Below are 25,881 nucleotides of genomic sequence, written 5' to 3' on the forward strand. Positions count from 1 at the left end.
TCGAAGTAGTTCACGCGCGCGCCGGACGTCGTCGCCGTTGCCGTTGTGGCCGAAGTCGACTCGGTCGACATCGTCGACGACGTCGACACCATGCTCGCGCTCAGGCGCTGGCGCGCCACCTGCGGCGCCATCGCCTCGTTGGTCGCCACCGGCGCGCTTTGCGTCGTGGCGGCGGTCGCGCCGGTCCCGCCCGTGGTCGTCGCCAGCGTCTGCGGCGTGGCCGTCGAGGTGCCGGCCCAGGTCTCCAGCAGATGGCCGTCGGCCAGCAGCCGGTTCATGGTCTTGCCGTTTTCCAGGCTCTGGACGATGTTGCCGTTGGCGTCGTTGACATAGCCGCGCGCGGTGCTGGTGCCGTTGGCCAGGGTGGCGTTGGTGCCGGTCAACAAGCCGTTCTTGTCGTAGCTGTAGCTGGTGCTGCTGGTGGTCTTGCTGCCGTCGGCGGCGGTCTTGACGCTGGTGATGGTCTGGCGCTTGTAGCCGTCGAGCGCCTGGATCACGATCGTGTTGTCGGTGCGCGCGCCGGTCGCATCGAGCGTGCTGTAGGCCAGCGGATTGCCCTCCAGGTCATAGCTGCCGTAAGTGGTGTCGTAGCGCAGCGTGCCGTTGAGCTCGGTGACATGCTCGGACAGCAGGCGGCCGTTGGCGTCGTAGCGCTTCTGCGACGTCGCGTACTGCGACGCCAGCGCAGCGTTGGCCGCCAGGGCCAGCGCGTTGCGGTAGGCGGCCGGCATGGCCGGGCCCGCGCCGCTTTGCACCAACTGGCCGTCGCCGTCGTAGAAGCGCTGGTCGACCACCACCGCCTGCGCCACCGGCAGCGCGTTCCAGGCGCTGTCGTAGGCCGCCAGCGACGTCGACACCAAACGGTTGGCCGCGTCGTACTGGTAGTAATGCGTGATCAGCCCGGTATGCCGGACATAGGTGGTGGTGCCGTTAACGATCTGCGCCACCAGCGCCAGGCCCCAGCTGGTGTCGCTGATCCGGTTGCCGTTCTTGTCGTAGGTTTCGCGGTGGCCCTGGGTGGCCGTCAGGTTGGCGTTGTTGGCGGCGTTGCCGTCGGTGCCGCCTTCGATCATCAGCTGGCGCTGCATGCTGTCATAGGCGTACCACAGGTTGTCGGTCCTGGCCGTGGCGGCCGAGATCTCCTGCGTCACCGTGTGCGTGGCGCCGTCGATGACCATGTTCTCGCTGGCCGTGCTCACCCCGTGCGCGGTCTGCACCGTCTGTTGATGGACGATGTTGCCCATCTTGTCGTAGTCCATCAACACGCTCACGCCGTCCTTGGGCGAGTCGACCCGCGCCAGCCGGCCCTGGGCGTTGTAGGCCGACCAGCTGTCCTGGTAGCGCTTGTTCTTCTGGATGGTTTGCTCGCGCGTCTTCTGGCCGGCCGCGTTGTAGCTGGTCAGCACGAATTTGTCGAGCACGGTGTCGTGCACCTCGATCTGCTGGCCGGCGCCGTCGTAGCGGTAGGCCAGGCTCTGGCCGCCGCTGCTGGTCTGCGAGGTCAGCTGGCGCGCCGCGTCGTAGACGTAGCTGTAGGTGGCGCCGCCGATGTCGCGCCGCGCCGTCAACAGGCCGAAGCTGTCGTAGGTCCAGGTGGCGAGCTTGCCGTTGGCGTCGAGCGCGCCGACGACGCGGCCGGCGATGTCGTAGGCGCGCCGCTGGGTCTGCCCCATCGGCAGGAGCACGCCGACGGTGTTGCCGCGCAAATCGTAATCGTAGCTGGTCTTCTCGCCGTTGGGCGTGGTGCGCCACAGCAGGCGGCCGGCCTGGTCGTAGGCCGAGGTGGTGGTCAGCTGCTGGCTCGCGCCACTCAGTGCGTTGGCCGTGCTGACGCTGTACTTGCCCACCGCAGGACTGACGCTTTGCAGCACCCGCCCCATGTGGTCGAGCACGTAGGTGGTCAGGTTGCCGTTGGCGTCGCGCACGCCGCTCTGCTGGCCGAACGCGTTCCAGTAATGGGTGACGATGCCGCCGTCGGCGTGCTGCTCCTGCACCAGGTTGCCGGCGCGGTCGTAGGTCTGGTTGCTGACGTTGCCATTGGCGTCGCGCACGGCGATCTGGCGGCCCAGGCGGTCGAAATAGGTTTGCGTGGTCGGGCTGTTGGCGCTTTGCGCGCCGTTGCCATCCGGCTCCGTCTGGACGATGATCTGGTTGTCGGCGTTGTACTTGAAGATGGTGACGCTGTTGGCCGCGTACAGGTTGCCGCGGGTAAGCACGTTGCCCCAGCGGTCGAAGGTCTGTTTCACCACCGGCCGCGCGCCGCCGCGGTCGGGCAGGGTCAGGGTCAGCACGCGTCCCAGCAGGTCGACCTGGCTGGTGGTGCGGCGCATGCCGGCCAGCTGCTCGGCCTGCTGCGCGCTGGTGATCGTGCTCAGCGCCGTGGTGCCGAGGTTGACGCCGTTGACCAGCCCGGCGTTGCTGATGAGCGTGGTCTGCTGGCCCAGCAGGTTGTAGATGAAGACCTTGTCGACGCCGTCGCCGCTGTTGGTGCGCCACAGATGGCCGGCGTTGTCGAAATCGAAATAGGTCTGGCGCCCGCCGTTCGTACCCTGGCGTACCATCTCGCCGAAGGCGTTGTACTCGATCTGCTCCTGCACCAGGCCGGCGGTGGCCAGGGTCACGCTGGCGATGCCGCTGCCGCTGACCTGCGAGGTGCTGGCCGGCGTGACGGTGGTCACGCGTCGTCCCAGCGCGTCGTACTTGTACACCGTAAACAAGGTGTGGACCACGCCGTCGTTGCCGGTCACGGCCTGCCACTGCTTGCGCACGTTGCCGTTGGCGTCGTAGGAGGCGTAGTGGCTCACGCCGTTGGCGTCGACGTTTTGCACCACGTCGCCGTGGCTGTCGTACCTGGCCAGCGCCTTGTGGTCGTCGGCGCTGGCGGTGCCGGCCGTGTAGGCGGTGGCGGTGGCGCTGGCCGCGCCGTTGGCGTAATCGATCTTGACCGTCACGTTGCCCAGGGCGTCGCGCAGGAACTCGGTCAGCGGCGTGAGCGCGGTGCCGGCCACGGTGCTGCTGCGCACCGGCAGCGCGACCGCGCGCACCCGGCCGAGCGCGTCGTAATAGGTGTAGGTGGTCGAGCCGAGCGCGTCGGTGACGGCCGTGCGGTTGCCGACCGCGTCATAGGCGTAGGTGGTGGCGGCGTTGCCACGGCTGCGCGTGCCTGCGGTGACGTCGGTGGTGCCGTCGCTGAACTGGATGTTGACGCGGGTCTGCGTGACCGCGCGGTTGAGCTTGTCGTAAGTGTAGGTCACAACGCGGTCGTCGGCGCTGGACGTCGGCGTCGCCGCCGTGGCAGGGGCAGCGCTGGCCAGCGCGTTGGCGTACTCGATGACGCGGGTGACGTTGTCCATCGCGTCATAGGCGCGGCCCGTGGCGTAGCCCATGGCGTCGACGGTGAGCGTCTCGCGGCCGTCGCGGTCGAAGAAATGGCTGGTGGTGGCCCATGTGTTGCTGGCGGCGTCTGCCAGCACGGCCTGCTGCACCAGCTGGCCCAGCCCGTTGTAGGTGTTGCGCGTGACCTTGGCGGCGACGGCGCCTTGGGTGCCGTCGCTGACCCAGCTGGCCGGCTCGGTGACGGTGGCGGCGCGCCCGAGTTTGTCGAACGTGGTGACGATGGCGCGGTCGGCGACATGGTTGAGCGCGGCCAGCGCGGTGGAAAGCGCGGCGGCGCTGCGCACGGTGCCGGCGGCCAGGCCGGTGGCCGGCGCCAACGCGTAGCGGGTCAGCCCGGCCGCCTCGCCGAAGGCGTTGCGCTGGTAGCCGGTCACATAGCCGAGCGCGTCGACGTCGTACACCACGTTGCCGGCGCGGTCATAGGCTTTGTAGCTGAAATTGCCGGCGACATCGCGGTTCATGACGGCGTTGCCGAGCGCATCGTAGAAGGTCTGGGTCTTGAGCTGGACCGTCGTCTCGCTGCGGGCGGCCAGCGCGCTGGCGCCGTTGGTGGTCAAGTCCTCGGCCTCGTTGTAGTTCGCCACCGGCGGCAGGATCGTCATCGTCTGGCGGCCCAGCGCGTCGTACACGTAGGCGGTGCTGCGCTGCTCCGGCCGGCCGGCCGCCTCGGTGCGCGCCACCAGGTTGCCCAGCGCGTCGTAGTTCATCGCCGTGACGACGTTCAGGTTGGCGGCGGCCGGCGCCACCAGGTTGCCGTTGGCGTCGGTGGTCATGCCGGTGACGGCCACCGGCGGCGACACCTCGGTCAGCAGGCGTCCGGCGCTGTCGTAAGCGTAGTTCCAGGTGGCGCCGGCCTTGTTGACAAAGCTCAGGCGGTTGCCCAGGCCGTCGTACGTATATTGCTCGGTGCGGCCCAGCGCGTCGGTCGTGCCGACCAGTTCGCCGGCGTTGTCGTAGCGGTACGCGGTGGCCTCGTCGGCGGCATCGGCCACCACGGCCGTGCCGATCGCGGCCACGGTGTTGGCGGTGGTCGAGGCCACCGCCTTGGCATAGGCGGTGGTCGCCGTCAAGCGGCCCAGCGCGTCGTAGGTATTGCGCCGAACGTAACCGAGCGGGTCGACCGTGTAGACCAGCTGGCCCGCGGCGTCGTAGGCGCGCTGCGCCAGCCGGTCGTTGGCGGCGTCGGTCTTGAGCAGCGCCCGCACCGAAGCCGTGCCGAAGCCGGCCGCCAGCGGCAGCGCCACCGGCGTGGCATAGGCCACGGTGGCGATGACCTGGCCGGCGGCGTCGTAGCGCAACTCGCTGACGGCGCCGACGGCATCGACGCTGAACACCAGGCGCCCGGCACCGTCGTAGGTGCGCGAATCGATCCTGTCATTGGCGGCGTCGGCCACCACGGCGGCGGCCAGCGCGGCCGCCGTTGGCGCCGCCGTGGCCGTTGCCGGCGCGGTGATCGGCTTGGCGTAGGCGATGCGCTGCACCAGGTTGCCGTTAGCGTCGTACACCATCCGGTCGACGCCGCCGAGCGTGTCGACCTGGTAGGCCAGCCTGCCGGCGGCGTCGTAGGCGAACAACGTGACGCGGTCGTTGGCGCTGGCGGCCGCCGCCGACGGCGCCACGGCCGCGCCGATCGCGGTCGCGTAGGCGACCTGCTTGACCACCCGGCCGTCCTTGTCGTACACGTATTGGGTCACCGCGCCGACGCCGTCGGCGCTGAAGGCGAGCCGGTTGGCGCCGTCGTACACCATGCGCACATGGCGGTCGACGCTGGCGTTGGCCACCAGCGCGGCGGCGGCGCCGATGGCCGCCGCCGTCATCGCGGTGTCGGGCGGGATCAGCTTCGAATAGGCGACCCGGTCGACCACGTTGCCGTTGGCGTCGTATTTGTAGGCGGTCACCGCGCCGGTGCCGGCGACGCTGAACAGCGCCCGGTCGAGCGCGTCGTAGACGGTGCGCACGCGGCGGTCGTGGGCGGCGTCGGCCACCACCGCCGGCGTGGTGCCTGCGGTCCAGTTGGCCAGCACGATGCGCTTGGCGTAGGCCGTGCTGTCGACCACGTTGCCGTTCTTGTCGTACACGTAGGCGGTCACGCCGCCCAGGCCGTCGATGCTGTAGCGCAGGCGGTTGTCCTTGTCGTAGACGCGGGCCTCGACCTTGTCGGCGCCGGCCGCCGGCACCACCCTGGCGGCGACCTGCGCCGCCGTGACCGCCGGGCCGAAGCTGACCAGCGAAATGGCCGCCGAGTAGCCGGTCACGGCCGTCACGCGGCCTTCGGCGTCGTAGGTGTTCTTTTGCACGGCGCCCAGCGGGTCGACCGTGTAGACCAGGCGGTTGTCGGCGTCGTAGGCGTAGCGCGTGAGGTTGCCGTCGGCGTCGGCGGCGCTGACGACGTTGTCGTCCTTGTCGTAGGTGTAGCGGCGCACCAGGTTCAAGCCGGCCGGGTCGACATGCTCCTCGATACGCCGCCCCAGGTTGTCGTACGCGTACTGCACCACGTTGCCGGCCGGGCTGGTGACCGTGAGGCGCTTGCCGCGGGCGTCGTAGGTGTAGCGGGTCACGGCGTTGAGGCCGGTCGGATCGACCGTCTGGCTCAGCACCTGCCCCTTCAGGTCGTACGCCAGCACGGTGACCACGCCGGCCGGATCGGTCACGCTGATCTGCTGGCCCTTGGCGTCGTACTGGTAGCTGGTGGTCAGCGCCAGGCCGGCGCTGTCGACCACCCGCGTCAGCAGGCGGTTGGCGGCGTCGTAGGTATAGCCGACGGTCTTGCCGTTGGCGTCGACGGTCTGCACCAGGCGGTCGGCGCGGTCGTAGACCGACTTGGTCGCCGTCAGCGGCGTGGTGGTGGTCAGCAGGTTGCCGTCGCGGTCGTAGGCGTAGGTGGTGCGATTGCCGTTGCCGTCGACCACGCTGGCGGTCTGGCCCTGCAGGGTGCGCGCGGTCACCAGCTGGATGCCCTCGGGCGTGGTCATGGTCACGCTGCGGGCGGCGCGGTCGTAGGCGTAGCTGGTGATGTTGCCCAGCGCATCGGTGTGGGTCAGCACGCGGCCGAAGGCGTCGTAGCTGTCGCGCCGCGTGGCGGCCGCCCCGTCGATGCTGGTGACGGTCCGGCCCAGGCGGTCGTAGCTGAACTGGGTGGTGTTGCCGTTGCCATCGACGCGGCGCACCACGCGGCCGAAGGCGTCGTAGGTGTTGGTCTGGGCCACGTTGGCGGCGGCGGCGTCGCTCACCAGCACGGTCTGCAGGCCGCGGTGGTCGTAGGCCGCGCTCAGCGCCAGCGACTTGCCGCTGGCAATGGCGATGGTGGTGGCCAGCCGGTCGCCGAAGGCGTCGTAGGCGTACGTGGTGGCGCCGCCCAGTTCGTCCGTGGCGGCGCTGACCGTGCCATCGAGGTTGTAGGAGACGACGCTCTTGCTGTCGAGCGCGGCGTTGACGATGGCGCCCAGCGCCGTGGCCAGCGCGGCGTCGGCCAGGCCGCCCGCGAGCGTGGCCGGCTGCGCCAGGCGGGTGCCGTAGCGCACCGTCGCGGTGAGCTGGTTGAAGGCGTCGTAGCGGCGCTCGCGCACCTCGCCCATGGCGTCGATGGTGTGCGTCAGGTTGCCGGCCTGGTCGTAGTAGAACAGCGTGCGCGCCCCGTTCGGGTCGGTCGAGGAGACGCGCCGGCCGGCGTTGTCGTAGGCGTAGGTGGTGCCGTACTGGGCCCAGACGGCGTCGATCTGGGCCTGGGTCTGGCCCGACACCAGCAGGGCCGCGCCGTTGCCCGACAAGGTGGCGCTCAGGCGGCCGAGCGCGTCGTAGCGCTGCGAGGCGACGCGGGCGTCGGCCGTGCCCAGCGCGCTGGTGACGGTGATCAGGTTGCCGGCGACGTCGTACACGTACTGGCTGACGGCGCCCTCGGCGTTGACGTTGCCGATCACGCGGTTGAGCGCGTCGTAACTGGCGCTGGTGGACTGGTCCTCGCCGGCGGCGGCCGGACGCAGCGACGCCAGCGTGCTGGCGGCGGTGACGGCGGCGCCGGTCTTGGTGGCGTAGCGCCGGCTGCCGGTGCGGTTGCCGTTGGCGTCGTAGCTCAGCTCGGTCAGATAGCCTTCGGCATCGACCGTGCCGACGGTGCGGCCCTCGGCGTCGTACAAGGTGTAGCTGTGCTGGTCGGCGGCGTTGGCGGCCGGCATGAACGTCGCCAGCGCCGTGGCGGGGCTGAGCGCCACGGTGGAGACGACGGCGGTGGCATAGCGGACCGCCTCCACCGGCCGGCCGGCGTTGTCGTAGCGGTACTGGGTGACATAGCGCTCGCCGTCGATGCTGGCCACCAGCTGGTTGTCCAGGTTGTAATAGTTGTAGACGGTGCGGTCGAGGTTGCTGGCGGCCACCGTCACCGAGGCCGGCGTCGAGGTCTTGCTCAGGCCGGTCGTCGCGACGGTGGTGGCGCGGGCGATCACGGCCACCAGGTTGCCGGCGCCGTCGTACTGGCGCTCGGTCACGTGGCCCATGGCGTCGACCGTCTTGGCCAGCCGGCCGGCCTGGTCGTACAAATTGAAGCTGCTGGCGTCGCCGGCGACGATCGGCCACAGCGCCGACTGGTCGCTGAAGGCGGGCGCGGTGGCGGCGGTCACCAGCGACCAATCGGCCGAGGCCGCCAGGTTGGGGGTGGCGCCCTGGGTCGCGCGCAGCGCCTTGTAGGTGGCGCCGTTGAAGGTGACGGTGTCGTTGAGCGCGTACCTGGCGGTCGGCGACCAGGTCCGGGTCTGGCCGGCCAGCGGCACCTCGGCCCACAGGCCGTTGACGCCGTCCGGCTCGGCGTTGGCGTTGGCCGCGCCGGCCTGGTACAGCTTGCCGCCGTAGACCACCTGCGCGCCGGCCGCGTAGCTGGTGGCGGCGCTCCATTTGAGCACCGTCGCCGCCGGCGCCGGCGGGGTCGCCGTGGCCGCCACGCTGGTGGCGCCGAGCAGCTGGGTCATCTGCGCCGGCGTCAGCGGCACGCTGTGGCGCACCGTCTGCACCGCCTGGCCGAGCGAATTGTACACATACTGGGTGACGTCGCCGCGGCCGTCGACGACGGCCTGCACGCGGCCGGCCGCGTCGTACACGGTGAACTGCTTGACGCCGGTCGGGTCGATCGACAGGATCATCCGGCCCAGGCCGTCGTAGCGGTACTCGGTGCGCGCCACCCCGCCCTGGATCGACGCCAGCAGTTCGCCGGCGCGGTTGAAGATGGCAGTGTCGACGCGGCCGTTGGCCTGCTTGTGGATCAGCGTGTGGTCGGCGTCGTCGTACTGGTTGAGCGTGACGTGCCCGAGCGCGTCGGTGGTCGACAGCACCCGGCCCAGCCCGTCATAAACGTAGCTGGTCTGCTTCTTGTTGGCGTCGACCACCGACAACAGGTGGCCGCCGACGTCGTAGGCGTAGGCGACGGTCGACTCGCTGCCGTCCTTGACGCCGGTGCCGTCGGCGTTCATGGCGGCGTAGGTGGTGGCGCCGGCCAGCTGGCCGCGCACGTTGTACACGTAGTCGGCGCGGGTGGTCTGGCCCTGGGTCTGGGCGGCGGCCCAGCTGACCATGGTCGCCAGCGCCGGCGCCTGGCCCACCGCCAGGCCCGTCAGGGCGTAGGCGGCGGCCGGATAGCCGACGGCGCTGGTGCGCTGGCCGAAGGCGTCGTAGCGGAATTCGCTGACGCGGCCCTCGGGCGTGATGACGAAGCGTGGATTGTTGAGCGCGTCGTAGACGTAGCGCGTCGTCGCCGGCGCGCTGGCGGCCGTCGAGCCGGCCGCCGGGGTGCGGTAGACGGTGCTGGTGAGCACCTGGTTGGCGGCGTTGTAGGTGCGCTCGAGGCGGTTGCCCAGGTTGTCCGTCTGGGTCAGCAGGTTGCCATGGGCGTCGTACACCCAGGCCGTGTAGTTGCCCTGCGCATCGGTCGAGCGCGCCAGGTTGCCGGCCGCGTCGTACAGATAGGTCATCTGCTGGACCACGCCGCCGGCCGTCGGGCCGGTGATGCTGGTGTAGCGGTTGGCGGTGTCGTACACATAGGTGGTGGTGTTGCCCAGCGGGTCGGTGACCACCGTCTTGCGGTTGGCGACGTCGTAGCTGAACGCGGTCACTCGGCCGAGCGCGTCGGTCATGCTGGCGACCCGGTCCTGGCCGCCGACGTTGACATAGGTCAAGTTCAGCTCGGTGCCGTCGGTCTGGGTCACGCTCGACACCAGGTTGGTCGCGCCGACGTAGCCGTAGCTGGTCACGTACACGGCGCCGTCGCCGATCGAGTTGTCGGTCGGGCTCAGGTCCAGCTTGACCTGGGCCAGGCGGTTCTGGGCGTCGTAGCGGTAGTAGGTGTTGCTGACATAGGTGCCGTCGGCCTGCTTGATGCGTTCCTGGGCCAGGTTGTTGCCGCTGTAAATCAGCTCGATCGATTCGCCGTTGGCGTCGGTCACGCCGGTCAGCAGGTTGCCGGTGTAGGCGTAGCTGGTGGTGTTGCCGTTGGCGTCGCTTTGCGACAGCAGGCGCCAGGTGGCGCCGCTGGCGCCGTAGACTTCCTTGTTCTGGGTGGCCGCCTCGGTCCAGGTCCACTGGGCGCTGGTGGCGTTGTAGGACAGGGTGTTAAAGCGGCCCGAGCCGGCTGCGGCCTGGTAGTTGCCGGCCGTGGCGTTGTAGGTGTAGGTCAGCACCGAGCCGTCGCTGTCGACCCGCTGCACGGTGCTGCCGGCGGTGTTGACGGTGCCGGTCTGGCCGACGACGCGGCGGTAGCCGTTGATCCACCAGCCGTCGGCGTTGTCGTCGGTGAAGGCGCCCTGGCTGTTGTAGGTGCGCAGCAGCGACAGGTCCGGGCCACGGCCGAAGGCGTTGGCGTCCAGGTGCTGCAGCACCAGGTTGCCGTTGGCGATATTGACATAGGCCTGGTCGCCGTTGGCGCCCTGGGCGGGCTGCCCGAGATTGCCGCGCCGGCCGAACGGGGTGGACCCGGACAAGTTCAATCCGGCGCTGCTGCCGCTGACGATGGCTACCATGTGCACTACCCCTTCAGATGATGATCGTGTGTGCCGAACGGGCCGGCAGCGATGAATACTTTTGCAACTTGTCGCCACGATCGCGCCATTGTTTAGGGCCGCGCCAAGAAATATTAAGCTCGCGCGCGCGCCGTGATCGTTGTTATGATCGGCGCCATCCGAACCACCGCGACGAGCCCATGCAAGCGACCACCGCCCTCCCCTCCAAGAACAACCTGCTGCACCACTTCCTGTGGCTGCGCGCCGCGCTGGCCGCCGCCGGCGCCGAGGCCATCCTCGATTTCGACAGCTTCGACGTGCTGGTGCGGCGCGGGCCGCGCCAGTGGGCGCTGCACCCGAAATTCCTCACCGGCGCCCCCGGCGCCCAGCGCTACAGCGCCGCACCGGCGCCGGACGCCGCCGCCTTCGCCGGCTGGCTGCCCTACCGCCACAAACACTGGCCGCTGGCCGCCGACAAGCTGGCCTTCAAGCGCTACGCGCGCGAGACCCTGCTGCCGGTGCCCGAGTACGCGACCGACCCGGACGCCGACCTGCGCGACGTCATCGTCAAGCGCGCCAACGCCTCGTTTGGCGCCGCCATCGCCGGCCCGTTCCGCTCGTCGGCCGAGCGCCGCCTGCAACCGGCGCACGGCGAGTTCTACGAGCGCTTCATCGAGGGCAGAATCCTGAAGATCTGGTACTGGGAGGGACGGCCGCTGTGCCTGGAGATGGACGCCATGCCGAGCGTGCGCGGCGACGGCGGCTCGAGCCTCGGCGAATTGATCCTGCGCCGCGCCAGCCTGCAGCAGGCGCTGGGCGCGCAACAGCGGCGCGCGCTGCTCGACGGCTGCGCCGCGCTGCTGCGCTACCACGGCGCCGCGATCGACGACGTGCCGCCCCGGGGCCGGCGGCAGACGGTGGAGTTCCGCTATGGCAGCACCTTGCTGCATCCGCGCGCGCGCACCTTGATCGACCTGCGCGACGGCGGCGCCGCACCGGGCGGCGGCACGGCGGCGCTGGCGGCGCCGCTGCTCGATCTGCTGCGCACGGCCGGCGTGCGCCTGCGCGAGGCCATCCCGGCCGGCATCCGGCGCCACACCCTGTTCACCGTGGACGCCGTGCTCGACGCCGACGGGCGCGCCTGGCTGCTGGAGATGAACAGCAATCCGGCGGTGCATCCGCTGGCCTACCCGGCCATCGCCGCCAGCGTGCTGGACGACCCGGAGCCCAATTCCTAGCGCTCGCGCGGCGCCGTGATCAAGGTGCGGTTCTTCATCGGATGGTTCTCGTCGGTGGGGCCGAAATCGCCGTCCGGATGGAAGGCGACGATGTGCATCTGGTCGCCGTCGGTGCAAAAGCGGTGGCGCTCGCGCTCGTCGAGCACGAACACCGCGCCGGCCCGCAGCGGCAGCTCGACGCCGCCGCCCAGGCTGGCGCGGCCGGCGCCGGCGACCACCATGCCGGCGCGGATGCTGGGATGGATGTGGAAGCTTTGCTCGATGCCGGGCGGGAAATGCAGGTGGTTCAGGCTGGCGTCGCCCAGGCGGGGCGGACTGACCAGCAGAGTGTCCGAGCAGCCGTCGATGTAGACCAGCCGTCCCGACGCCTCGAGCGGGCCGCCGACCTGGTTGAGCGCCTTGAAGCCGTGGCGCACCACCACCATCCCGGCCGCGCCGCTGTACTCGGCGCAGGCGCCCTCGCCGACCCGGGTCAGGCAAAAGTACTGGCCGGCGCGCACCGTCATGCCCTCGAGCGAGAGGGTGCCGGCGCTCAGGTAGCCATAGGCGCTGGCGTCGTCGTCGAACGGCAGCACGCCGCTGCCGGCCAGCGCGTGCACGCGGCACGGGTACATCGAGCGCGGCTTGTGCCACGCGCCTTTCTCGACGATGATCATGCGGCGTCCTTGAAGGCGTTGTCGGGGTTGTAGAGGTCGGGCCCGCGCAAGGTGTCGAGGTAGTCGAAGTCGCTGCCCAGGCCGACGGCCGTGTCCTTTTGCAGGAACAGGCGCGACAGGCTGCCGACCTTGATCTTGTGCTTCCAGTAATCCTCGTCCTTGTTGAACTCGTAGATCAGGTCCTTGGCCGTGAACTTGTACGAGGCCCAGCTGTCCTTGATCTTCAAGTCCGGGTTGTCCATCGACCAGCGCTGAAAGTACGCCGGGCTGTAGAAGTGGTGGTAGCAGCGGTCGCAGAAGCGCTGGTCGACCAGGCCACGCCCCGCCTTGTCGACCCGCAGCAGGATGCGGAAATACACCGACTGCCACTTGAAGACGAAGTTGAGCCACCAGAAGAACTCGAAGATGGTCCCGACCGGCGCGCCGGCGGCGCGGATGTGGGCGTCGAGCAGCTCGAACCAGCGGTGCGCGGCCGGCTCGGGCAGCCCCCGGGCGACGAAGAAGTCGACCAGGAAGCGCCGGCTGTAGGGCTGGTGCACGGCGCGCATCGGATGCTGCTGGAGGATCTTGCCGATGATGTCGGAACCGAACAGCTGGTCGTTGTGCTCGCCGCCGACCATGATGTGCTTTCCGTCGAGCACGGTGGTGAAATCCTCGCTGGCGCGGATGGTGCAGTGGCTGCGCACGAAGTCGTAGTAAAAACGCGGATTTTCCAGGATGCTGTCGTTGGACAGGTAGACGTGGACCCGCTCCTTGAGCTCGGCCGGGCTGAGCACCTTGGCAAAGCTGATCAGCGCCAGGGTCGAATCGATGCCGCCCGAATACAGCAGCGCCAGCGGCAGGCCGAGCTCGTCCTGGAGCGCCAGCAGCTCGCGCGCGCGGCGATCGCAGCAGGCCTCGTAGCTCAAGCTGTCGGCCTCGGCGATGCGGGCGAACTCGAACGGCGGGTAGATCTTGAAGTTGAACGGCACGCGCAGCGCGCCGGTGCGGTCGACCAGGCTGACGTTGAGCGCGATCAGGTTATAGATCGAGGCCCAGTCGCGCACCTCGGGCGCGTCGTAGTCCAGCAGCGAGCCGGCGTTGGCGATGTACAGGTCCATGGTGTCAGATGTAAGCGTTGTTGTAGAGGATGTCGAAACCCTGCGCCATGAGCGCGTCCTGGACTTCGCGGTTGGGGGCCATCGCCATGCGGCGGGCGATCTTGTCGTACTGCGCCCAGTTGCGCGCTTCGACCATGCCCAGGCTGCGCACCTTGCCGCCAAGCTCCTCGAGCGCGTTGCCGACCTCGATGTCGTTGATGCTGGCGTATTCGCGCACGTAGGCGCTGTCGGCGCCGGCGGCCAACTCCTGGCGCACGAAGGCTTGCACGCCGTCGGACATATAGCCCTGGAAGCGCAGCAGCGAGCCCTTGCAATAGATTTCCCAAGGGTACAGGTAGCTGATGCGCTGGCGCATCAGGCGGCGCCGCTCGCGCACCGCCGCCGTCACCAGCCGAGCCGGCGCCGGCTCGGCCCGCCAGCCGCGGGCCATGGTGTAGAACTTGCCCTCGGCGTCGAAATCGAGCCCTTCCCAGCGCCCGGCCAGGTTGGGCGCCTGCACCGGCAGGTAGTTGATCTGCGTATTGAGCAGGCCGAGCATGAGCATCTGGCCGCAGGCCGCGCTCGGCACGGTGCCCAGCACGATGGACGTCTCCACGTCGATCAGGATCAGCAGCGGGAGGCGTTCATGGAGGATCATCGTTGTCACCTTTCAGGGTTGGGGCCGCGGCGTCGCCGACGGCGAATTTGTAGCGCACCACCACCGGCTCGCGCCCCAGCCGTTTGGCCGCGCCGAGCATGGCGTGGTTGTCGGTGGCCACGCCGGCGTAAACATTGACGGCGCCGGCGCCGCGCGCGCTCTTGCACACCTCGGCGAACAACTCGCGGTAGGCGCCGTTGCGCCGGTGCGCGGCCTCGACCGCCGAGAACTGCAGCCACATGGCGCGCTTGGCCGGGTCGTAGGCGTGCACCGAGGCGGCGATCACGGCGCCGGCGGCGTCGAGCCCGTAGGTCACCTGCGACTGGTTGGAGAACGGCAGTTCGTGCTCGGCGTGGCCGAGCGCGACGAGCGCGGTGAACTGGCGCAGCACGAAGGCGAAGGCCTTGCTGTGGCACAGCGTCTTTTCATGGCGGATGGCGGCCAGGTACATGGCGCTACCGGGCCGGCGCGGCGTCGCCGGCGCGCCGGGCGATGAGCGGGATGATCAGGCGGCACGGATCGAATTCGTACCAGCGCTCGCTGCCGAAGTTCCAGTCGGCCGGCCGCTTGTGGTGGTTGTTGTGCCAGCCCTGCCCCCAGGCCAGCCAGCCGAGCACGACGTTGTTCATCGAATTGTCGCGCGTCTCGTGGTTGCGGTAGCCCAGCGCGTTGCGGGTGTGGCAGAACAGGTCGACCAGGTTCTCCTGGTGCACCGCCATCATCATCGGCAGCGCGAAGAAGTACAGCGCCAGGCGCCAGTCGATCAGCGCCGACAGCGCGATCGGCACCCACAACAGCGGCACGTAGCGTTTGTGCACCCACAGGTGGGCCTTGTCGCGCATCAGGTCGACCGCGTACTTGAGGTTGACCGAATCGGGGCGGATCTTGAAGATCCAGCCGACGTAGGCGTTGAACTTGCCGTGGATGGGCGAATGAATGTCGCGCTCGGTGTCGGCGTGCGGATGGTGGTAGCCCCGGTGCAGCGCGCACCAGAAGATCGACGAGCCCTGGGCGCCGAAGGCGCCGCACACCAGCAGGAACAGCTCGACCGGGCGCGCCACCTTGAAGCCCCGGTGCGAGAACAGCCGGTGGTAGCCGACGGCGATGCCGCAGCCGCTGAACAGGGTCCAGCCGGCCAGGGTCAGCCATAGGCTGTGCCAGCCGGCGCGCGGCAGCAGCACCAGCGCCGCCAGGCCCAGCGCGTGCACCGGCAGGAACACCTTTTTGATGTGGCCCGGCCAGTTGACCATCGTTTTCCACCACGACATACTCATTCCTCCTCGTTGACTTTGATATGGGTGCGCACCAGCATGTCGATGGCCTGCACGGTGAAGCCGAACAGCTCGCCGAAGTGCTCGGACTCGGGCGCCACCGCGTGCGCCGGCACCAGCACCCGTTCGGCCACCTTGTAGCCGCCGTAGGCCGGACAATGGCGGCGCCACAGGCGGTCGTAGACGTGCTCGTAGCGGGCCGGGATGCAGCCGAGCCAGGACGCCATGCCGGCCGCCTCGTTCATGCGCAGCACGTGGTCGACGATGTCGAACACGCCGTTGAGCGGGCGTCCCCCGGCCAGCATGCCGTCCGCGCACAGCCATTGCAGCAGCCAGCGCCCGCGCAGCGGTTCCTGCTTGAAGGCGATCACCGAATACAGCGCGCCGTCGTCGCCGACCGCGCCGTAGCAGTGGTAGCAGCTGTTGTCGGGATTGAGGTACATGCGTTCGTAGCGGGCGTCGGCCAGCACCTGCGAGGGGTCGACCACGTCCTCGACGTCCTGGCCGACCGAACGCGCGGCGATCAGGCGCATGCGCTTGATGGCGAAATCATGTTCCAGCCCCAGTTGGACGATCCTCATGCCGGCGCCCTCCAGCGGGCGTTGGCCACTTGCGTCCAGTACTCGATGTCGCTCGACTGGTTCTGGCACAGCGCGGCGGCGGCGCTTTGCCGCCAGGCGTGGTTGTGCAGGCTGAGCATGCCGCCCATGGCCTCGAAGCCGGTGAACTTGATGCGCGGCGGCAGGCCCAGGTGTTTGCGGTAGAGGCTGTGCTTGAGCAGGCTGCTGCCCCAGATGCGTTCGGCGTACAGGCCGCTGGCCAGGCTCTCGAGCAGCGGATCGCACAGCACGCTGTGCACCAGCTCGGTGGACCACTGGTAGAACGACGGCACGCCGTCGATGCCGGCGGCGGCCATGAACTTGTTGTAGCAGTAGTGGCGTTCGCTCTCGCTGTAGTGCCAGACGGCGGCGCCGTCGGCGCCCGTGCTCCGGCTGATCGAGGCCTCGCCGGGGCCGATGAAAAAGCCGTCGGCTTTGCGCGCCAGCATGACGCTGAGCACCGGCATGTAGGCCAGCTCCCAGGCCTGGCACATGCGCGCCAGTTCCAGCGCCATGCCGCAGGCGAAGAAGCGCTCGAGGTCCAGGTGTTCGACGATGGGCTCGAGGCCATGGCGGCGGCAATAGGCGAAGGCGTACTCGACGTCGTGGCGGTTGACGTCGTTCTCGTAGACCACGATCAGCGGCGTGAACTCGATCTTGGCGCGCCGGAACGCCTCGCAGATGCCCTCGCTGTCGGCGCCGCCGCTGTAGGGGATCAGGATGCGGCCCTCGCGCGAGGCGCGGATTTCCTGCGCGGCGTTGAGCGCCTCGGCGCGGAACGGGCGCAGCGGTCGGCGCACCGGCATGGCCAGGTGGTAGAAGCGCTGGGCGTCGCCGGTGCGGCGGCCCCAGGGCACGCCGTCGTAGCCGAGCTCGAACGAGCCGTCGGTGAAGCGGTTTGGCATGGCTATTTGACCTTCCAGTGTTTTTTCGTCAACCGCGCCATGTTCCACTCGACCACATGGTTGGTGGCCAGGTGCAGGCCGGCCTGCACCCGCAGGTGGTACAGCTCGGTGAGCAGGATGGCGTCGGCGGTGGCCTGCACGCTGTCGGGCACCGTCGCCGCCAGGTCGAGTCCGGCCGGACGCCCGATCCGTGCGCACAGTTCGCTGTAGCGCAGCGCCGGCGTCAGCACCGGACCGATCGATTGCTTGATGCCGCCCACCTTGAGCAGCACCAGCGGCGGACCCGGCGCGTCGTCGATATCGCAGCGCAGCAGGTCGTCGGTGACATGCACCAGCAGGCGCCCGTCGCGCTCGACCACCGCGCACTCCGGATAGCGGGCGGCGAACAGCGCGCCATAGCGCGGCGCCAGCGGGCCGACGAACCGCACGCCCAGCGCCAATTGCGCCTTGGTGAAGCCGGGGTGGTAGTGCTTGGCGAGCCAGTACGACACCACCGCCGGCGGCAAGCCGTTGTGGTTGGCGTTGATCAGCAGGCGCTTCTCGCCCAGCTGCCGCAGCCAAGGCCGGTGCTCCGGGTCGATGTCGTCGATCGCGGTGGGCTCGCGCAGCTGCGCCAACAACGGCAGCATGGCCAGCGGGAACTGGAAATAGTCGGTCTCGGACACCAGGAAGACGGTCTCGTCGTCCTGGGCCAGCCGCAGGGTCGGATTGAGTAAAAGTTTGATCACGGCGACGGCGCGGGTCCTGTTCTTGGTTGCGGTTCTTATTTCCCGCCAAATAACATCGGCGACACCAGCGGCGCGCGGCCGCCCGACGGCGCGCCGATCGGCAGGCCCAGGCCGGGGCCGCGCCAGCGCGCCATGCGCGGCACGGCCTGCGCGCGCGACGGCGCCGCCCGCAACGCGGCGGCCGCCAGCAGGTGCGCGGGCGGCGGGGTCGTACTCAGAGCCAGATTTTCCACTTTGTTTCCTTTTTTTTGACGGGCCGCGCGGCGTCTTCGGCCACACGGTGTTTCAACCTCGGTAGCAACTTATCCAAGGATCGCGCCGGGAATTTAGGCCTGGAATGAATATTTTTATCGCGGCGGGAAAACCGTGTCGCGGCGCGCCGGCGGCGGTACAATCGGGGCGTCCCACAACTTGCGCCCGGAAACCACACCATGCAGACCATCCACGCCGACCCCGCCGAAGACGACTACCTGTTGCCCCTGCTCCGGGAGATCGGCGCGCTCGACGGCGCCGCCGCGCTGGCGCGCCTGCGCGCGGCCGCCGACGCCCACCCTGCCGATCCGCGGCCGCTGGCGCTGATCGCGGCCGAGCACGCCCAGTCACGCGACTACGACCAGGCCGAGGCTGCCTTCATCGGCGCGCTGCGGCGCGCGCCCGGCTACGCGCCGGCGCGCTTCCAACTCGGATTGCTGCAGCTGAGTTCCGGTCGGCCGGCGGCGGCCGGCGCGACGTGGCAGCCGCTGTCGGCGCTGCCGGCCGACGACGCCTTCCGGCTGTTCAAGACCGGCCTGGAGAGCCTGGTGCACAACCGCTTCGCCGAGGCCGCGCTGGCGCTGCGCGCGGGCATCGCCGCCAACCGCGACAACGCCGCCCTCAACGTTGACATGCAACGCTTCCTGGGCGAAATCGAACGCGTCGAGGCGGCCATGGCGGCGGCGCCGGCGGCGGCCGTCGACCATCTGGCCGAGGCCGGCACGGACGGCGCGGCGGCGGCCGGCGGCGAGCATTTCCTGCTGTCGAACTACCGCAAGCTGCACTAGGCCGGTTAGATGCGTTCGATCGATTCCACCGGCCGCTTCCTCGACCAGATCGCCGCCCAGGTGGCCGCGCTGGGGCGCCGGTCGCCGCTCCAGACGCGCGCGCAGGCGCCGGCCGGCGCCGGCGCCAAGGGCGGGCGCGCCGCGCCCCCGGACCTGCAGGCGGTCATCGCCGGGCGCGTGCTGGCCATCGGCGCCGACGATCCGCAGCGCCGACGCAAGGCCTTCCGCGTATTCCTCGAAGCGATTTTGACCACCGAGCTGGGCGGCGATCTGATCAACGACCCGGCGTTCCACCGGTTGATCGACAAGGTCCAGCTCAGTATGGAGGGCAACCCGGAACTGGTGCCGGCCATGGACCGCGCCGGCGAGTTCCTGCTGGCGAACGCCGCCCGCAAAAAATAGCCAGACACCTTGGTCCAGCCCTTTAATTAAGCCCTGCGGCCCTGCCCTACGACACGCCGCGCCCCAGCACCGCGTCCGCCAGCGGCGCGCCGGTCAGGGTCTTGTGCCCGCCGAGCAGGCGGCGCGCCATCAGACGGAACGCCTGCGGATCGCGGCCCTCGCCGTCGAGCACCGACTTCGCGTACAACGCGACCAGGCTGCCCGGGTCCAGCCGCAGCGCGCGTTCGATGTGCTGGCGCGCCGGCCCCTGCTCGCCGAGCATGGCCAGCGCCACCGCCAGCGCGCCATGGCTGTCGCCGAAATTGCGGTCCATCTCCAGCGCATGGGCGAAGCTGTCCCTGGCCGCGCCGGCGTCGCGCAGCGACAACTGGCACCAGCCCAGCGCGTGCCAGGTGCCGATGTGCTCGGGCATGTAGCGCAGCGCCCGCTGCAGCGCCGCGAGCGCCGGCGCCGGTTCCAGGTCGATCAGGCGCGCCAACCCCAGCGCCGACCAGGCGCGCCCGTCCTGCGGATGGTCGGCCAGGCACGCCTCCAGATACAGCTTGGCGCTGGCGCCGTCCTGGTCGGCCACCGCCAGCGTGCCCATCGCCACCAGCGCCTCGCGCTGGCGCGGCGCCAACGCCAGCGCGTGGCCGGCCCAGGCGCGCGCCTGCGCCACCCGTTCGGCGTCGAACGCGATCAGGCCGGCCACGCCGTAGGCCTCGGGCGGCAGCGGCGTGTCGGCCGCCCGCGCGGCGAACACGTCGAGCAACAGCGCGTGCTCGCCGAGCCGCTGCTGGCAGCGCATCCACAGGGCCAACGCCGCCGGCACCTGGGCCAGTTGCTGATCGACCAACGGCTGCAGCTGCGCCAGCGCCAGCGCGAACTGGCCCTGGCGGAACAGCGCGCGGCCCAGGTCGTGGCGGATGTGGGGATTGGCGGGCGCCTCGGGCGCCAGCGCCGCCAGCAGCCGCACGGCGTCGCCGTAATCGTGGCGCTGCATGGCCAGCGCCGCCTGGCGGTGGCGCCAGTTGACATCGAGCGGATCGATCGCCAACTGGTGGGTCACCTGGGCTTGCGCCAACTCGGCCCGCCCCAGCTGCAACGCCAGCTGGAACAGGTCGGCCCGCAACGGTTCGTTGCCGGGGTCAACCAGCAGATACTGTTGCAGCCGCGACAGGCGCTGCTCGGCCGGCGTGGCGGCCGGTGCCGGGGCCGGTCCGGTGTCGGGGGTGGCGTCAATGGAAGTCATGCTTGCTCCTGGCGGTGGGGACATGGGTCACAGCGTGACATCGCACGGTGCGACTTGCAATAATAAAGAACGCAATCGCTTCAAGCCCTGCGTGTGCAATTGCGACACGCGGCCCTTGGTGAGTCCGAGCTGCTCGGCGATCTCGTCGAAACTAATGTGCTGCATATAGTGCTTCTGGATCACCTCCTGCTCGCGCGCGGTCAGACGCCGGCACAGGTAGGCGATCTGCTGCTGGAACTGGCGCAGCTCGAGCCGGGTGTAGGTGTTGTCGGCCACGCTCGCCTCGGGCGAGGCCAGCATGCCGCTGCCCTCGAGCACGAAACCCAGCGCCAGGCCGATGCCGATCTCGGCCAGTTCGCGCAGCAACCGCTCCGGGTCGTCCGACAAGGTCGCGCCGCGCAGCGACCTGACCCGTTCGTCGGTCATGCGGCGCCGCATCGCGATCTGCTGCTGCCGCTCGCTCAGGGTGCTCAGGCCGCTCAGCATAGCGCCGTTGATGCGCGTGGTGGCGAACGTCTTGAACAGGATGCCGCGGCTGGCGTCGAAGCGGTCGACCGCCTCCATCAGGCCGACGGTGGCGAACTGCATGTACTCGTCGAACTCGAACTCGTCGATGGTGCGGCGGCCGTACAACTGCGCCGCCAGCGCCCGCGCGTACGACAGGTAATGGCCGATCAGCACCTCGCGCGCCTGGGCGTCGCCCTGCCCGCGGCAACGCCGCCAGAGGCCGGCCTCGTCGTCGAGCTGCGCGTGGCGCCGGGGCGCCGGCGGCGGCCGCGCCCCGATATTGCCGATTGGATCGTCTATCATGGCGGCGCTAGTGGAAGGAACCGACCAGGGCCTTGAGCACCAGGCTCCAGCCGTCGATCAGAATGAACACCAGGATCTTCAGCGGCATGGCGATGGTGGTCGGCGGCATCATCATCATGCCCAGCGCCATCAGGATGCTCGACACGATCAGGTCGATCAGCAGGAACGGCAGGAAGATCACGAAGCCGATCTGGAAGCCGGCCCGCAGCTCGGAGAGCATATAGGCCGGTATCAATTGCAGGCAGCCGACCTCGTCCATCGTGCGCGGGGTCGGCGCCTTGGCCAGTTCGATCATCAGCGCGATGTCCTGCTCGCGGGTCTGGCGGGCCATGAATTCGCGCATCGGACCGCTGCCGCGCTCGAGCACCTGCGCCATGTCCGCCTGGCCCGCCATGAAGGGCTGGAAGGCGTCGTGGTTGACCTTTTCCAGCACCGGCGCCATGGTGAACAGCGTCAGGAACAGCGCCAGGCCGATCAGCACCGTGTTGGGCGGCGTCTCCGGCATGCCGATCGCGTGGCGCAGCATCGACAGCACCACGATGATGCGCAGGAACGATGTCAGGCACACCAGCAGCGCCGGCAACACCGCCAGCAAGGTCAGGCCCAGCACGATGCGCATCGCCTGCGAGGTGCCGTTCAGGGCCGACAGCTCCGGCAGCAGGCCGTCGGCGCCGGCCGTGGCGGCCCAAGCCGGCAGCGCTGCCGCCGACAGCGCCAAAACAAATAACCGTCGTTTCATTGGCCGTTTCATTCCGCGTCCATGGCTTGCGTGCGCGCGCCCGCCCCGGGGGCCGGCCGCCGGTCGAGCACCGTGACGCCGTGCTGGTTGTTCGACAACAGATATCGGCAGCCTTCCCATTCGACCACCTGCAGCCGGGCGCCGGGGCCGAGCTGTTTGCTGTCGACCAGCTTGATCGCCTCATCGCCGGGGCGCCGGCCCATCCAGTCCAGCCAGGGCGCGGAGGCGCTCGCCGCACCGTCGCTGCGGGCGCGGCGCTGGCGCCAGGCCAGCGCGCCGGCGACAGCCAGCAGCAACACGGCGGCGCCGGCGCCGGCCAGGCCGGTGGCGTCGGTCTGCGGCGGCGGATCGCGCCGGAACGGCAGCGTGGCCGGCAGCGCGGAGGCTGCGGCGCCATCGCTGGCCGCATGGGCCGGACCCGCGGCGCCCAGGGCCAGCGCACAGCAGCACAGCAGCGCGGCGCCGACACTTAAGACAGGCGCCCTCATGCCTTCAACGGCAGCGGCAGATCGCTGATGCGGATCGCGAAATGGCCGTCCACGGCCAACAACTGGCCGCGCGCCACCACCGCCCCCTCCAGCAGCAGATCGACCGGCTGCTCGACCAGGCGGTCGAGGCGCAGCACCTGGTGTTCGCGGGCGGCCAGCAACTGGCCCACCGTCAGCACCACCTCGCCGACGCACACCTGCAAGCGGGTTTTGACCTGATGCAGGGGGTTGGCGTCGACCAGCAATGCGGCGCCGGCGGCGCGGCCGTCGTCGTGCAGCTCGCTCAGTTCGATGACTTGGGCTTCCACCGGGCGCGCGGCGCCGGCTTGCGGTTTGATTACGGTATTCATCATGTTCTCTTCAAGTTAACAATGGACGTCAGGCGCGTGGACCCGGTGGTGGTGGCGCCGGCCTGGCGGGTGCCGCCCCGGCGGCGGGCTTGGGCGGGGCGGCCGGCTTGGGCGGCGCCGGCGCGGCCAGCAATTCCAGCGCGCGCCAGCCCTGTTGACGGCCCAGGAAGGCCGGGCACACCGGGCGGCCGTCGGCGTCGATCAGGCTAAGCGGCTCGTCGAGCGCGTGCGGCAACCGGATCACGTCGCCGACCGCCAGCGCGCGCAGGCCGCCGAGCGTCATCTCGACCCCGCCGAGCCCGGCGCGCAGGGTCAGCGGCTGGTCGCGCAAGGCCGTTAGCAGCGCCGTCGGCGCGGCCGCCGGCGTCAACTTCGGCGCCGGCTTGGGCGCGGCCAGTTGCGCCACGCAAGCGCCGTTGAGCAGCAACCGCCAGCCGGCGCCGGCCATCGGCAGGCGCACCAGCACGGCGCCGGACCACGCACGGCAATCGTCGACGCCGATGGCGGCGGCCGGCGCCGCCTCGGCCACGGCCGGGGCCAGCCGCAGCGCGTCGGCCAGCATTGCCCGCAAGTCGGTCCAGGCCGCCTCGCAAACCTGGTGCGACACGCCGGCGGCGTCGGGCGACAGCGACAGCGGCGCCTCCGGGGCGGCGTCGAACAGCGCCTGCCGCAGCACTACGGTGGCCGCCGGCGCGCCCGCTGGCGGCGCTAGCCAGGCGCGCGCCGCGGCGCCGGCCGGGTGCAGCGCCAGCCACGAGCCGTGGTCGGCCGGTGGCGGCCCGTCGGCGCCCTCGGCGGTCGTGTCCGGAACCTCGGCGCGGTCCAGCCCCCAGCCGTCGGCCCAGGCGCGCAGCCGTTGGCCCAGCGGCGCGGCCAGGCCGGCCAACTGGGTATCGGTCCAGTGCCGCAGCGGCTGGGCGACGGCGTCCGTGAACCCGGCGGCAAGCGCGTCCGGCCGCTGTCCGGCGGCGGCGTTGGCGGTGGCGTTCATCATTTACCCTTCATGGCGAACAGTTCCTGCAGCATGTCGTTGGCCGACGAGATGATTTGCGACGCCGCCTGGTAGCCGCGCTGCGTGATCACCAGGTCGCTGAATTCCTGCGACAGGTCGACATTGGAGATTTCCACCATGCCCGAGTGCACCGCGCCAAAGTTGGCGCTGCCGGCCACGCCGCTGTGCCAGACGCTGTTGTTGGCGGCGTCGAACTGGTTGCCGCCGTCGGCGACGACATCGGCGGGCGTGTCGAAGCGCCCGAGCGCCAGCTTGGCGCCCTTGACCGTCTGCCCGTTCGAATAGTTGAGCACCAGCGTGCCGGCCTCGTCGAACGTCATGCGCGTTAGCGTGCCGGCCGCGAAGCCGTCCTGCGTGTCCATCGCCAGCAGCGTCTGCCCGGTTGACGCGAACGAGGTGACGTTGTTGCTGAAGTCGAAGGTCAGCTTTTGCACGCCCAGCCCGGGCGGGGTGTAGTTCCAGACGATTTTGGCGTTGGCCGGGTCCGGACGGCCGTTGATAAAGGCCAGCGAGCCGTCGCCGACCTTGGTTCCGCCTTCAAGAAATTGCACCGCCCAGGGGCCGCCCGGCGTCACCGGCGGCGTAAACTGCGCCGCCAGGTCGTGCTTGCCGCCGGCCGCGTCGATCACCGTCAGGTTGCCGATGGTCTGCGTGCTTGACGCGTCCAGGTTGCCGGTGAATGTCATGGTGGTGGTGGCCACCGCCGGGTTGCTCTTCAGGTTGTTGATCGACACCTTGGTCAGCGCGCCCTGGGCGTTGAACCCCATCACGTTGGACTGGTCAGAGCGGTTGACCAGCTCGCCCTGCGGATTGAATTCGAACTGGCCGGCGCGCGTGTAGTGGGTCTTGCCGGCGCTATCTCGCAAGGTGAACATGCCGTCGCCGTCGACCGCCATGTCGAGGTCGTTGCCGGTCTGGCGCATCTCGCCCTGCTTGAAGTTGAGCGTGGTGGCGCCGGTGTTCAATCCATAGCCCATCTGGCTGGTGGCGCCGCCGCCATTGCCCTGCGCGTAGAACAGGTTGGAGAACTGCAGGCTGGAGCTTTTGAAGCCCGGCGTGTTGATGTTGGCCGTGTTGTTGGCGATGGTGCGCAAGCCGTTGGAATAGCCCTGCAGGCCGGTGATGCCGATGTAGATGGAATCGAGCATGATGTTCTCTTTTCAATGATGGGGGATGAGGCGGTCAGGGACGGACCGCGTTGATCTGGCTCAGGCTCAGGTTATCGAGCGGCTGACCGCCGGCGACGGTGACGCTGACGCTCGGCGTGGCGGAACTGAAGGACAGGCCGGTGACCACGCCGGTGACCAGGCCGCTGGCGGTGGTGACATCGACGGTTTTACCGATCAGCGCGACCGATTGCAGCGCCGACTGCGTGCCGATCAGGGTATCCATCTTGGTATTGGTCTCCTGCGCCTGCTGCAAGGCCGTGAATTGCGCGATCTGCGCCATGAAGGCCTGGTTGTCCATCGGCTTCAACGGATCCTGGTAGGTCAGCTGCGTCAGCAGGATCTTGAGGAAATCCTGCAGGCCGACGTTGTTGGTTTGCAGATCAGCGCCGCTGGCGCTGGGAACGGCACCGATACTCATGATTGCTCCTGGTGGGTGTAAAGGGGGGATACGGCGCTATCGGGCGGCGCCAGCGGCCTGGCCGCGCCATCGCCAACGCGATCCGGCTGGTCGGAATGCTCGCCAGCATCAACGTTGCCGGGCGCGGCGCCGTCGCTGCCCGCCCCATCGAGCGCGACGCGCTTGCCGTTGCAAACCAGGGCCAACAGCGGTGCCCCTTGCTGGCGGCAGTACTGCTGCAATTGTTCGCTCAGGCGGGTCAAGCCCGCCGCGTCCAGGTCGAGCCGGCGGTCGGCGCCGATCCAGACGCGCACGCCGTGTTCGAGCCACTCGGCGTGCAGGCGCAGCGCGGCCTGGTCGCCGGCGTCCGCCTCGGCCAGCGCCGGCGCGGCGCCGGGTGCTTCGGCTGCCTCGGCCGCCTCCGACGCCGGCTCCGCCCAGGACGCGCCCGGCAGCGCACCGGCCCAGCCGGGACCCGGCGGCGGCGCGGCGCCCACGCTCAGACTGGCCGCCGCCACGTCAATGCCAAGCGCGGGCGCGGCCTCGCGCACGGCGGCGGACATCGCCGCCAGCAGCGCGCCGGGCGACCCCGGGCCGTTTGACGCCATGGCCGCAGGCGCCGTCGACGAAGCCGCCGGTGAGGCCGGCGTCAACCGGGCGGCGCCCATGCCGGCGCCGGTCGCCGCCGCGTCCCGGCCGGCCCCGGCGCGGCCGGCGGTATCGGCGGCGCCGGAGG

21 protein-coding genes and 1 pseudogene are annotated in these 25,881 nt (G+C 69.8%); 3 read left to right on the plus strand and 19 right to left on the minus strand.

Annotated features, from left to right (window positions below; genetic code table 11):
- On the minus strand, positions 1-10,394 hold a 10,394-nt coding region (locus tag AC07P1_RS33040), incomplete at its 3' end, for a hypothetical protein (RefSeq protein WP_494699827.1).
- Between the two features lie 179 nt (positions 10,395-10,573).
- Here AC07P1_RS33040 and AC07P1_RS33045 point away from each other — a divergent pair.
- Complete coding sequence (locus tag AC07P1_RS33045; protein ID WP_494699828.1) at positions 10,574-11,611, plus strand: hypothetical protein; 1,038 nt, start codon at positions 10,574-10,576, stop codon at positions 11,609-11,611.
- Here AC07P1_RS33045 and AC07P1_RS33050 read toward each other — a convergent pair.
- From AC07P1_RS33050 to AC07P1_RS33090, 9 genes are read right to left on the minus strand one after another with little or no spacing between them, the layout of a single operon-like run.
- A complete protein-coding gene (locus AC07P1_RS33050) occupies positions 11,608-12,267 on the minus strand; it encodes a cupin domain-containing protein (RefSeq protein ID WP_494699829.1) in 660 nt (219 codons plus the stop codon). The two genes, AC07P1_RS33045 and AC07P1_RS33050, sit on opposite strands and share 4 nt — an antisense overlap.
- Complete coding sequence (locus AC07P1_RS33055; protein WP_494699830.1) at positions 12,264-13,367, minus strand: hypothetical protein; 1,104 nt, start codon at positions 13,365-13,367, stop codon at positions 12,264-12,266. Before AC07P1_RS33055 ends, AC07P1_RS33050 begins: the two co-directional genes overlap by 4 nt.
- Positions 13,368-13,371: 4 nt before the next feature.
- Complete coding sequence (locus tag AC07P1_RS33060) at positions 13,372-14,004, minus strand: hypothetical protein (protein ID WP_494699831.1); 633 nt, start codon at positions 14,002-14,004, stop codon at positions 13,372-13,374.
- Positions 13,991-14,455: a GNAT family N-acetyltransferase gene (locus AC07P1_RS33065; protein WP_494699832.1), complete on the minus strand. Its 465-nt coding sequence runs from the start codon at positions 14,453-14,455 to the stop codon at positions 13,991-13,993. The genes AC07P1_RS33060 and AC07P1_RS33065 overlap by 14 nt, the downstream gene beginning before the upstream one ends.
- Before the next feature lie 4 nt (positions 14,456-14,459).
- Positions 14,460-15,272, minus strand: a complete 813-nt coding sequence (locus tag AC07P1_RS33070; RefSeq protein ID WP_494699833.1) for a fatty acid desaturase — start codon at positions 15,270-15,272, stop codon at positions 14,460-14,462.
- A 2-nt stretch (positions 15,273-15,274) separates the two neighbouring features.
- A complete protein-coding gene (locus tag AC07P1_RS33075) occupies positions 15,275-15,856 on the minus strand; it encodes a hypothetical protein (protein ID WP_494699834.1) in 582 nt (193 codons plus the stop codon).
- Positions 15,853-16,779 carry a hypothetical protein gene (locus tag AC07P1_RS33080; protein WP_494699835.1) on the minus strand — a complete coding sequence of 309 codons (927 nt, stop codon included), beginning with the start codon at positions 16,777-16,779 and terminating at the stop codon, positions 15,853-15,855. The genes AC07P1_RS33075 and AC07P1_RS33080 overlap by 4 nt, the downstream gene beginning before the upstream one ends.
- A 2-nt stretch (positions 16,780-16,781) precedes the next feature.
- Positions 16,782-17,507: a hypothetical protein gene (locus AC07P1_RS33085; RefSeq protein ID WP_494699836.1), complete on the minus strand. Its 726-nt coding sequence runs from the start codon at positions 17,505-17,507 to the stop codon at positions 16,782-16,784.
- A 35-nt stretch (positions 17,508-17,542) separates the two neighbouring features.
- Complete coding sequence (locus AC07P1_RS33090; protein WP_494699837.1) at positions 17,543-17,740, minus strand: hypothetical protein; 198 nt, start codon at positions 17,738-17,740, stop codon at positions 17,543-17,545.
- Between the two features lie 198 nt (positions 17,741-17,938).
- On the opposite strand from AC07P1_RS33090, the gene AC07P1_RS33095 reads away from it, so the two are divergent.
- Together AC07P1_RS33095 and AC07P1_RS33100 are read left to right on the plus strand one after the other, a co-directional pair.
- Entirely contained in the window at positions 17,939-18,547 is a 609-nt protein-coding gene (locus AC07P1_RS33095) for a tetratricopeptide repeat protein (RefSeq protein ID WP_494699838.1), read from the plus strand.
- 9 nt (positions 18,548-18,556) lie between these two features.
- Complete coding sequence (locus AC07P1_RS33100) at positions 18,557-18,949, plus strand: hypothetical protein (RefSeq protein ID WP_494699839.1); 393 nt, start codon at positions 18,557-18,559, stop codon at positions 18,947-18,949.
- Positions 18,950-18,995: 46 nt separating this feature from the next.
- On the opposite strand, the gene AC07P1_RS33105 is transcribed toward AC07P1_RS33100, so the two are convergent.
- The 9 genes and pseudogenes from AC07P1_RS33105 to AC07P1_RS33145 form a co-directional block, all read right to left on the minus strand.
- Positions 18,996-20,180, minus strand: a complete 1,185-nt coding sequence (locus AC07P1_RS33105) for a tetratricopeptide repeat protein (protein WP_494699840.1) — start codon at positions 20,178-20,180, stop codon at positions 18,996-18,998.
- A gap of 27 nt (positions 20,181-20,207) precedes the next feature.
- Positions 20,208-20,990, minus strand: a complete 783-nt coding sequence (locus tag AC07P1_RS33110) for a sigma-70 family RNA polymerase sigma factor (protein ID WP_494699841.1) — start codon at positions 20,988-20,990, stop codon at positions 20,208-20,210.
- 7 nt (positions 20,991-20,997) lie between these two features.
- Positions 20,998-21,729 carry a flagellar type III secretion system pore protein FliP gene (gene fliP / locus AC07P1_RS33115; protein ID WP_494699842.1) on the minus strand — a complete coding sequence of 244 codons (732 nt, stop codon included), beginning with the start codon at positions 21,727-21,729 and terminating at the stop codon, positions 20,998-21,000.
- An 8-nt stretch (positions 21,730-21,737) separates the two neighbouring features.
- Positions 21,738-22,217, minus strand: coding sequence for a flagellar biosynthetic protein FliO (locus AC07P1_RS33120; protein ID WP_494699843.1), 480 nt, complete (start codon positions 22,215-22,217; stop codon positions 21,738-21,740).
- On the minus strand, positions 22,214-22,570 hold the full coding sequence (locus AC07P1_RS33125) for a FliM/FliN family flagellar motor switch protein (protein WP_494699844.1): 357 nt from the start codon (positions 22,568-22,570) through the stop codon (positions 22,214-22,216). The genes AC07P1_RS33120 and AC07P1_RS33125 overlap by 4 nt, the downstream gene beginning before the upstream one ends.
- 25 nt (positions 22,571-22,595) lie before the next feature.
- Complete coding sequence (locus AC07P1_RS33130) at positions 22,596-23,561, minus strand: FliM/FliN family flagellar motor switch protein (RefSeq protein WP_494699845.1); 966 nt, start codon at positions 23,559-23,561, stop codon at positions 22,596-22,598.
- Positions 23,558-24,727, minus strand: a complete 1,170-nt coding sequence (locus AC07P1_RS33135) for a flagellar hook protein FlgE (RefSeq protein WP_494699846.1) — start codon at positions 24,725-24,727, stop codon at positions 23,558-23,560. The genes AC07P1_RS33130 and AC07P1_RS33135 overlap by 4 nt, the downstream gene beginning before the upstream one ends.
- Before the next feature lie 34 nt (positions 24,728-24,761).
- Entirely contained in the window at positions 24,762-25,166 is a 405-nt protein-coding gene (locus AC07P1_RS33140) for a flagellar hook assembly protein FlgD (protein WP_494699847.1), read from the minus strand.
- A pseudogene (locus tag AC07P1_RS33145) lies at positions 25,163-25,881 on the minus strand (hypothetical protein); the annotation flags it as partial. The gene AC07P1_RS33140 and the pseudogene AC07P1_RS33145, both read right to left, overlap by 4 nt.

Source organism: Duganella sp. GW821-FHT07F09 (assembly GCF_059418705.1).

What these genes read in the sequence shown, in the direction of transcription:
- AC07P1_RS33130 (WP_494699845.1), bottom strand. Translation starts at nt 23,561, where the DNA reads ATGATGAACGCCACCGCCAACGCCGCCGCCGGACAGCGGCCGGACGCG.
- AC07P1_RS33095 (WP_494699838.1), top strand. Translation starts at nt 17,939, where the DNA reads ATGCAGACCATCCACGCCGACCCCGCCGAAGACGACTACCTGTTGCCC.
- AC07P1_RS33070 (WP_494699833.1), bottom strand. Translation starts at nt 15,272, where the DNA reads ATGTCGTGGTGGAAAACGATGGTCAACTGGCCGGGCCACATCAAAAAG.
- AC07P1_RS33045 (WP_494699828.1), top strand. Translation starts at nt 10,574, where the DNA reads ATGCAAGCGACCACCGCCCTCCCCTCCAAGAACAACCTGCTGCACCAC.
- AC07P1_RS33055 (WP_494699830.1), bottom strand. Translation starts at nt 13,367, where the DNA reads ATGGACCTGTACATCGCCAACGCCGGCTCGCTGCTGGACTACGACGCG.
- AC07P1_RS33050 (WP_494699829.1), bottom strand. Translation starts at nt 12,267, where the DNA reads ATGATCATCGTCGAGAAAGGCGCGTGGCACAAGCCGCGCTCGATGTAC.
- AC07P1_RS33110 (WP_494699841.1), bottom strand. Translation starts at nt 20,990, where the DNA reads ATGATAGACGATCCAATCGGCAATATCGGGGCGCGGCCGCCGCCGGCG.
- AC07P1_RS33125 (WP_494699844.1), bottom strand. Translation starts at nt 22,570, where the DNA reads ATGATGAATACCGTAATCAAACCGCAAGCCGGCGCCGCGCGCCCGGTG.
- AC07P1_RS33080 (WP_494699835.1), bottom strand. Translation starts at nt 16,779, where the DNA reads ATGCCAAACCGCTTCACCGACGGCTCGTTCGAGCTCGGCTACGACGGC.
- AC07P1_RS33105 (WP_494699840.1), bottom strand. Translation starts at nt 20,180, where the DNA reads ATGACTTCCATTGACGCCACCCCCGACACCGGACCGGCCCCGGCACCG.
- AC07P1_RS33065 (WP_494699832.1), bottom strand. Translation starts at nt 14,455, where the DNA reads ATGTACCTGGCCGCCATCCGCCATGAAAAGACGCTGTGCCACAGCAAG.
- AC07P1_RS33120 (WP_494699843.1), bottom strand. Translation starts at nt 22,217, where the DNA reads ATGAGGGCGCCTGTCTTAAGTGTCGGCGCCGCGCTGCTGTGCTGCTGT.
- AC07P1_RS33075 (WP_494699834.1), bottom strand. Translation starts at nt 15,856, where the DNA reads ATGAGGATCGTCCAACTGGGGCTGGAACATGATTTCGCCATCAAGCGC.
- AC07P1_RS33060 (WP_494699831.1), bottom strand. Translation starts at nt 14,004, where the DNA reads ATGATCCTCCATGAACGCCTCCCGCTGCTGATCCTGATCGACGTGGAG.
- AC07P1_RS33135 (WP_494699846.1), bottom strand. Translation starts at nt 24,727, where the DNA reads ATGCTCGATTCCATCTACATCGGCATCACCGGCCTGCAGGGCTATTCC.
- AC07P1_RS33140 (WP_494699847.1), bottom strand. Translation starts at nt 25,166, where the DNA reads ATGAGTATCGGTGCCGTTCCCAGCGCCAGCGGCGCTGATCTGCAAACC.
- AC07P1_RS33100 (WP_494699839.1), top strand. Translation starts at nt 18,557, where the DNA reads ATGCGTTCGATCGATTCCACCGGCCGCTTCCTCGACCAGATCGCCGCC.
- fliP (WP_494699842.1), bottom strand. Translation starts at nt 21,729, where the DNA reads ATGAAACGACGGTTATTTGTTTTGGCGCTGTCGGCGGCAGCGCTGCCG.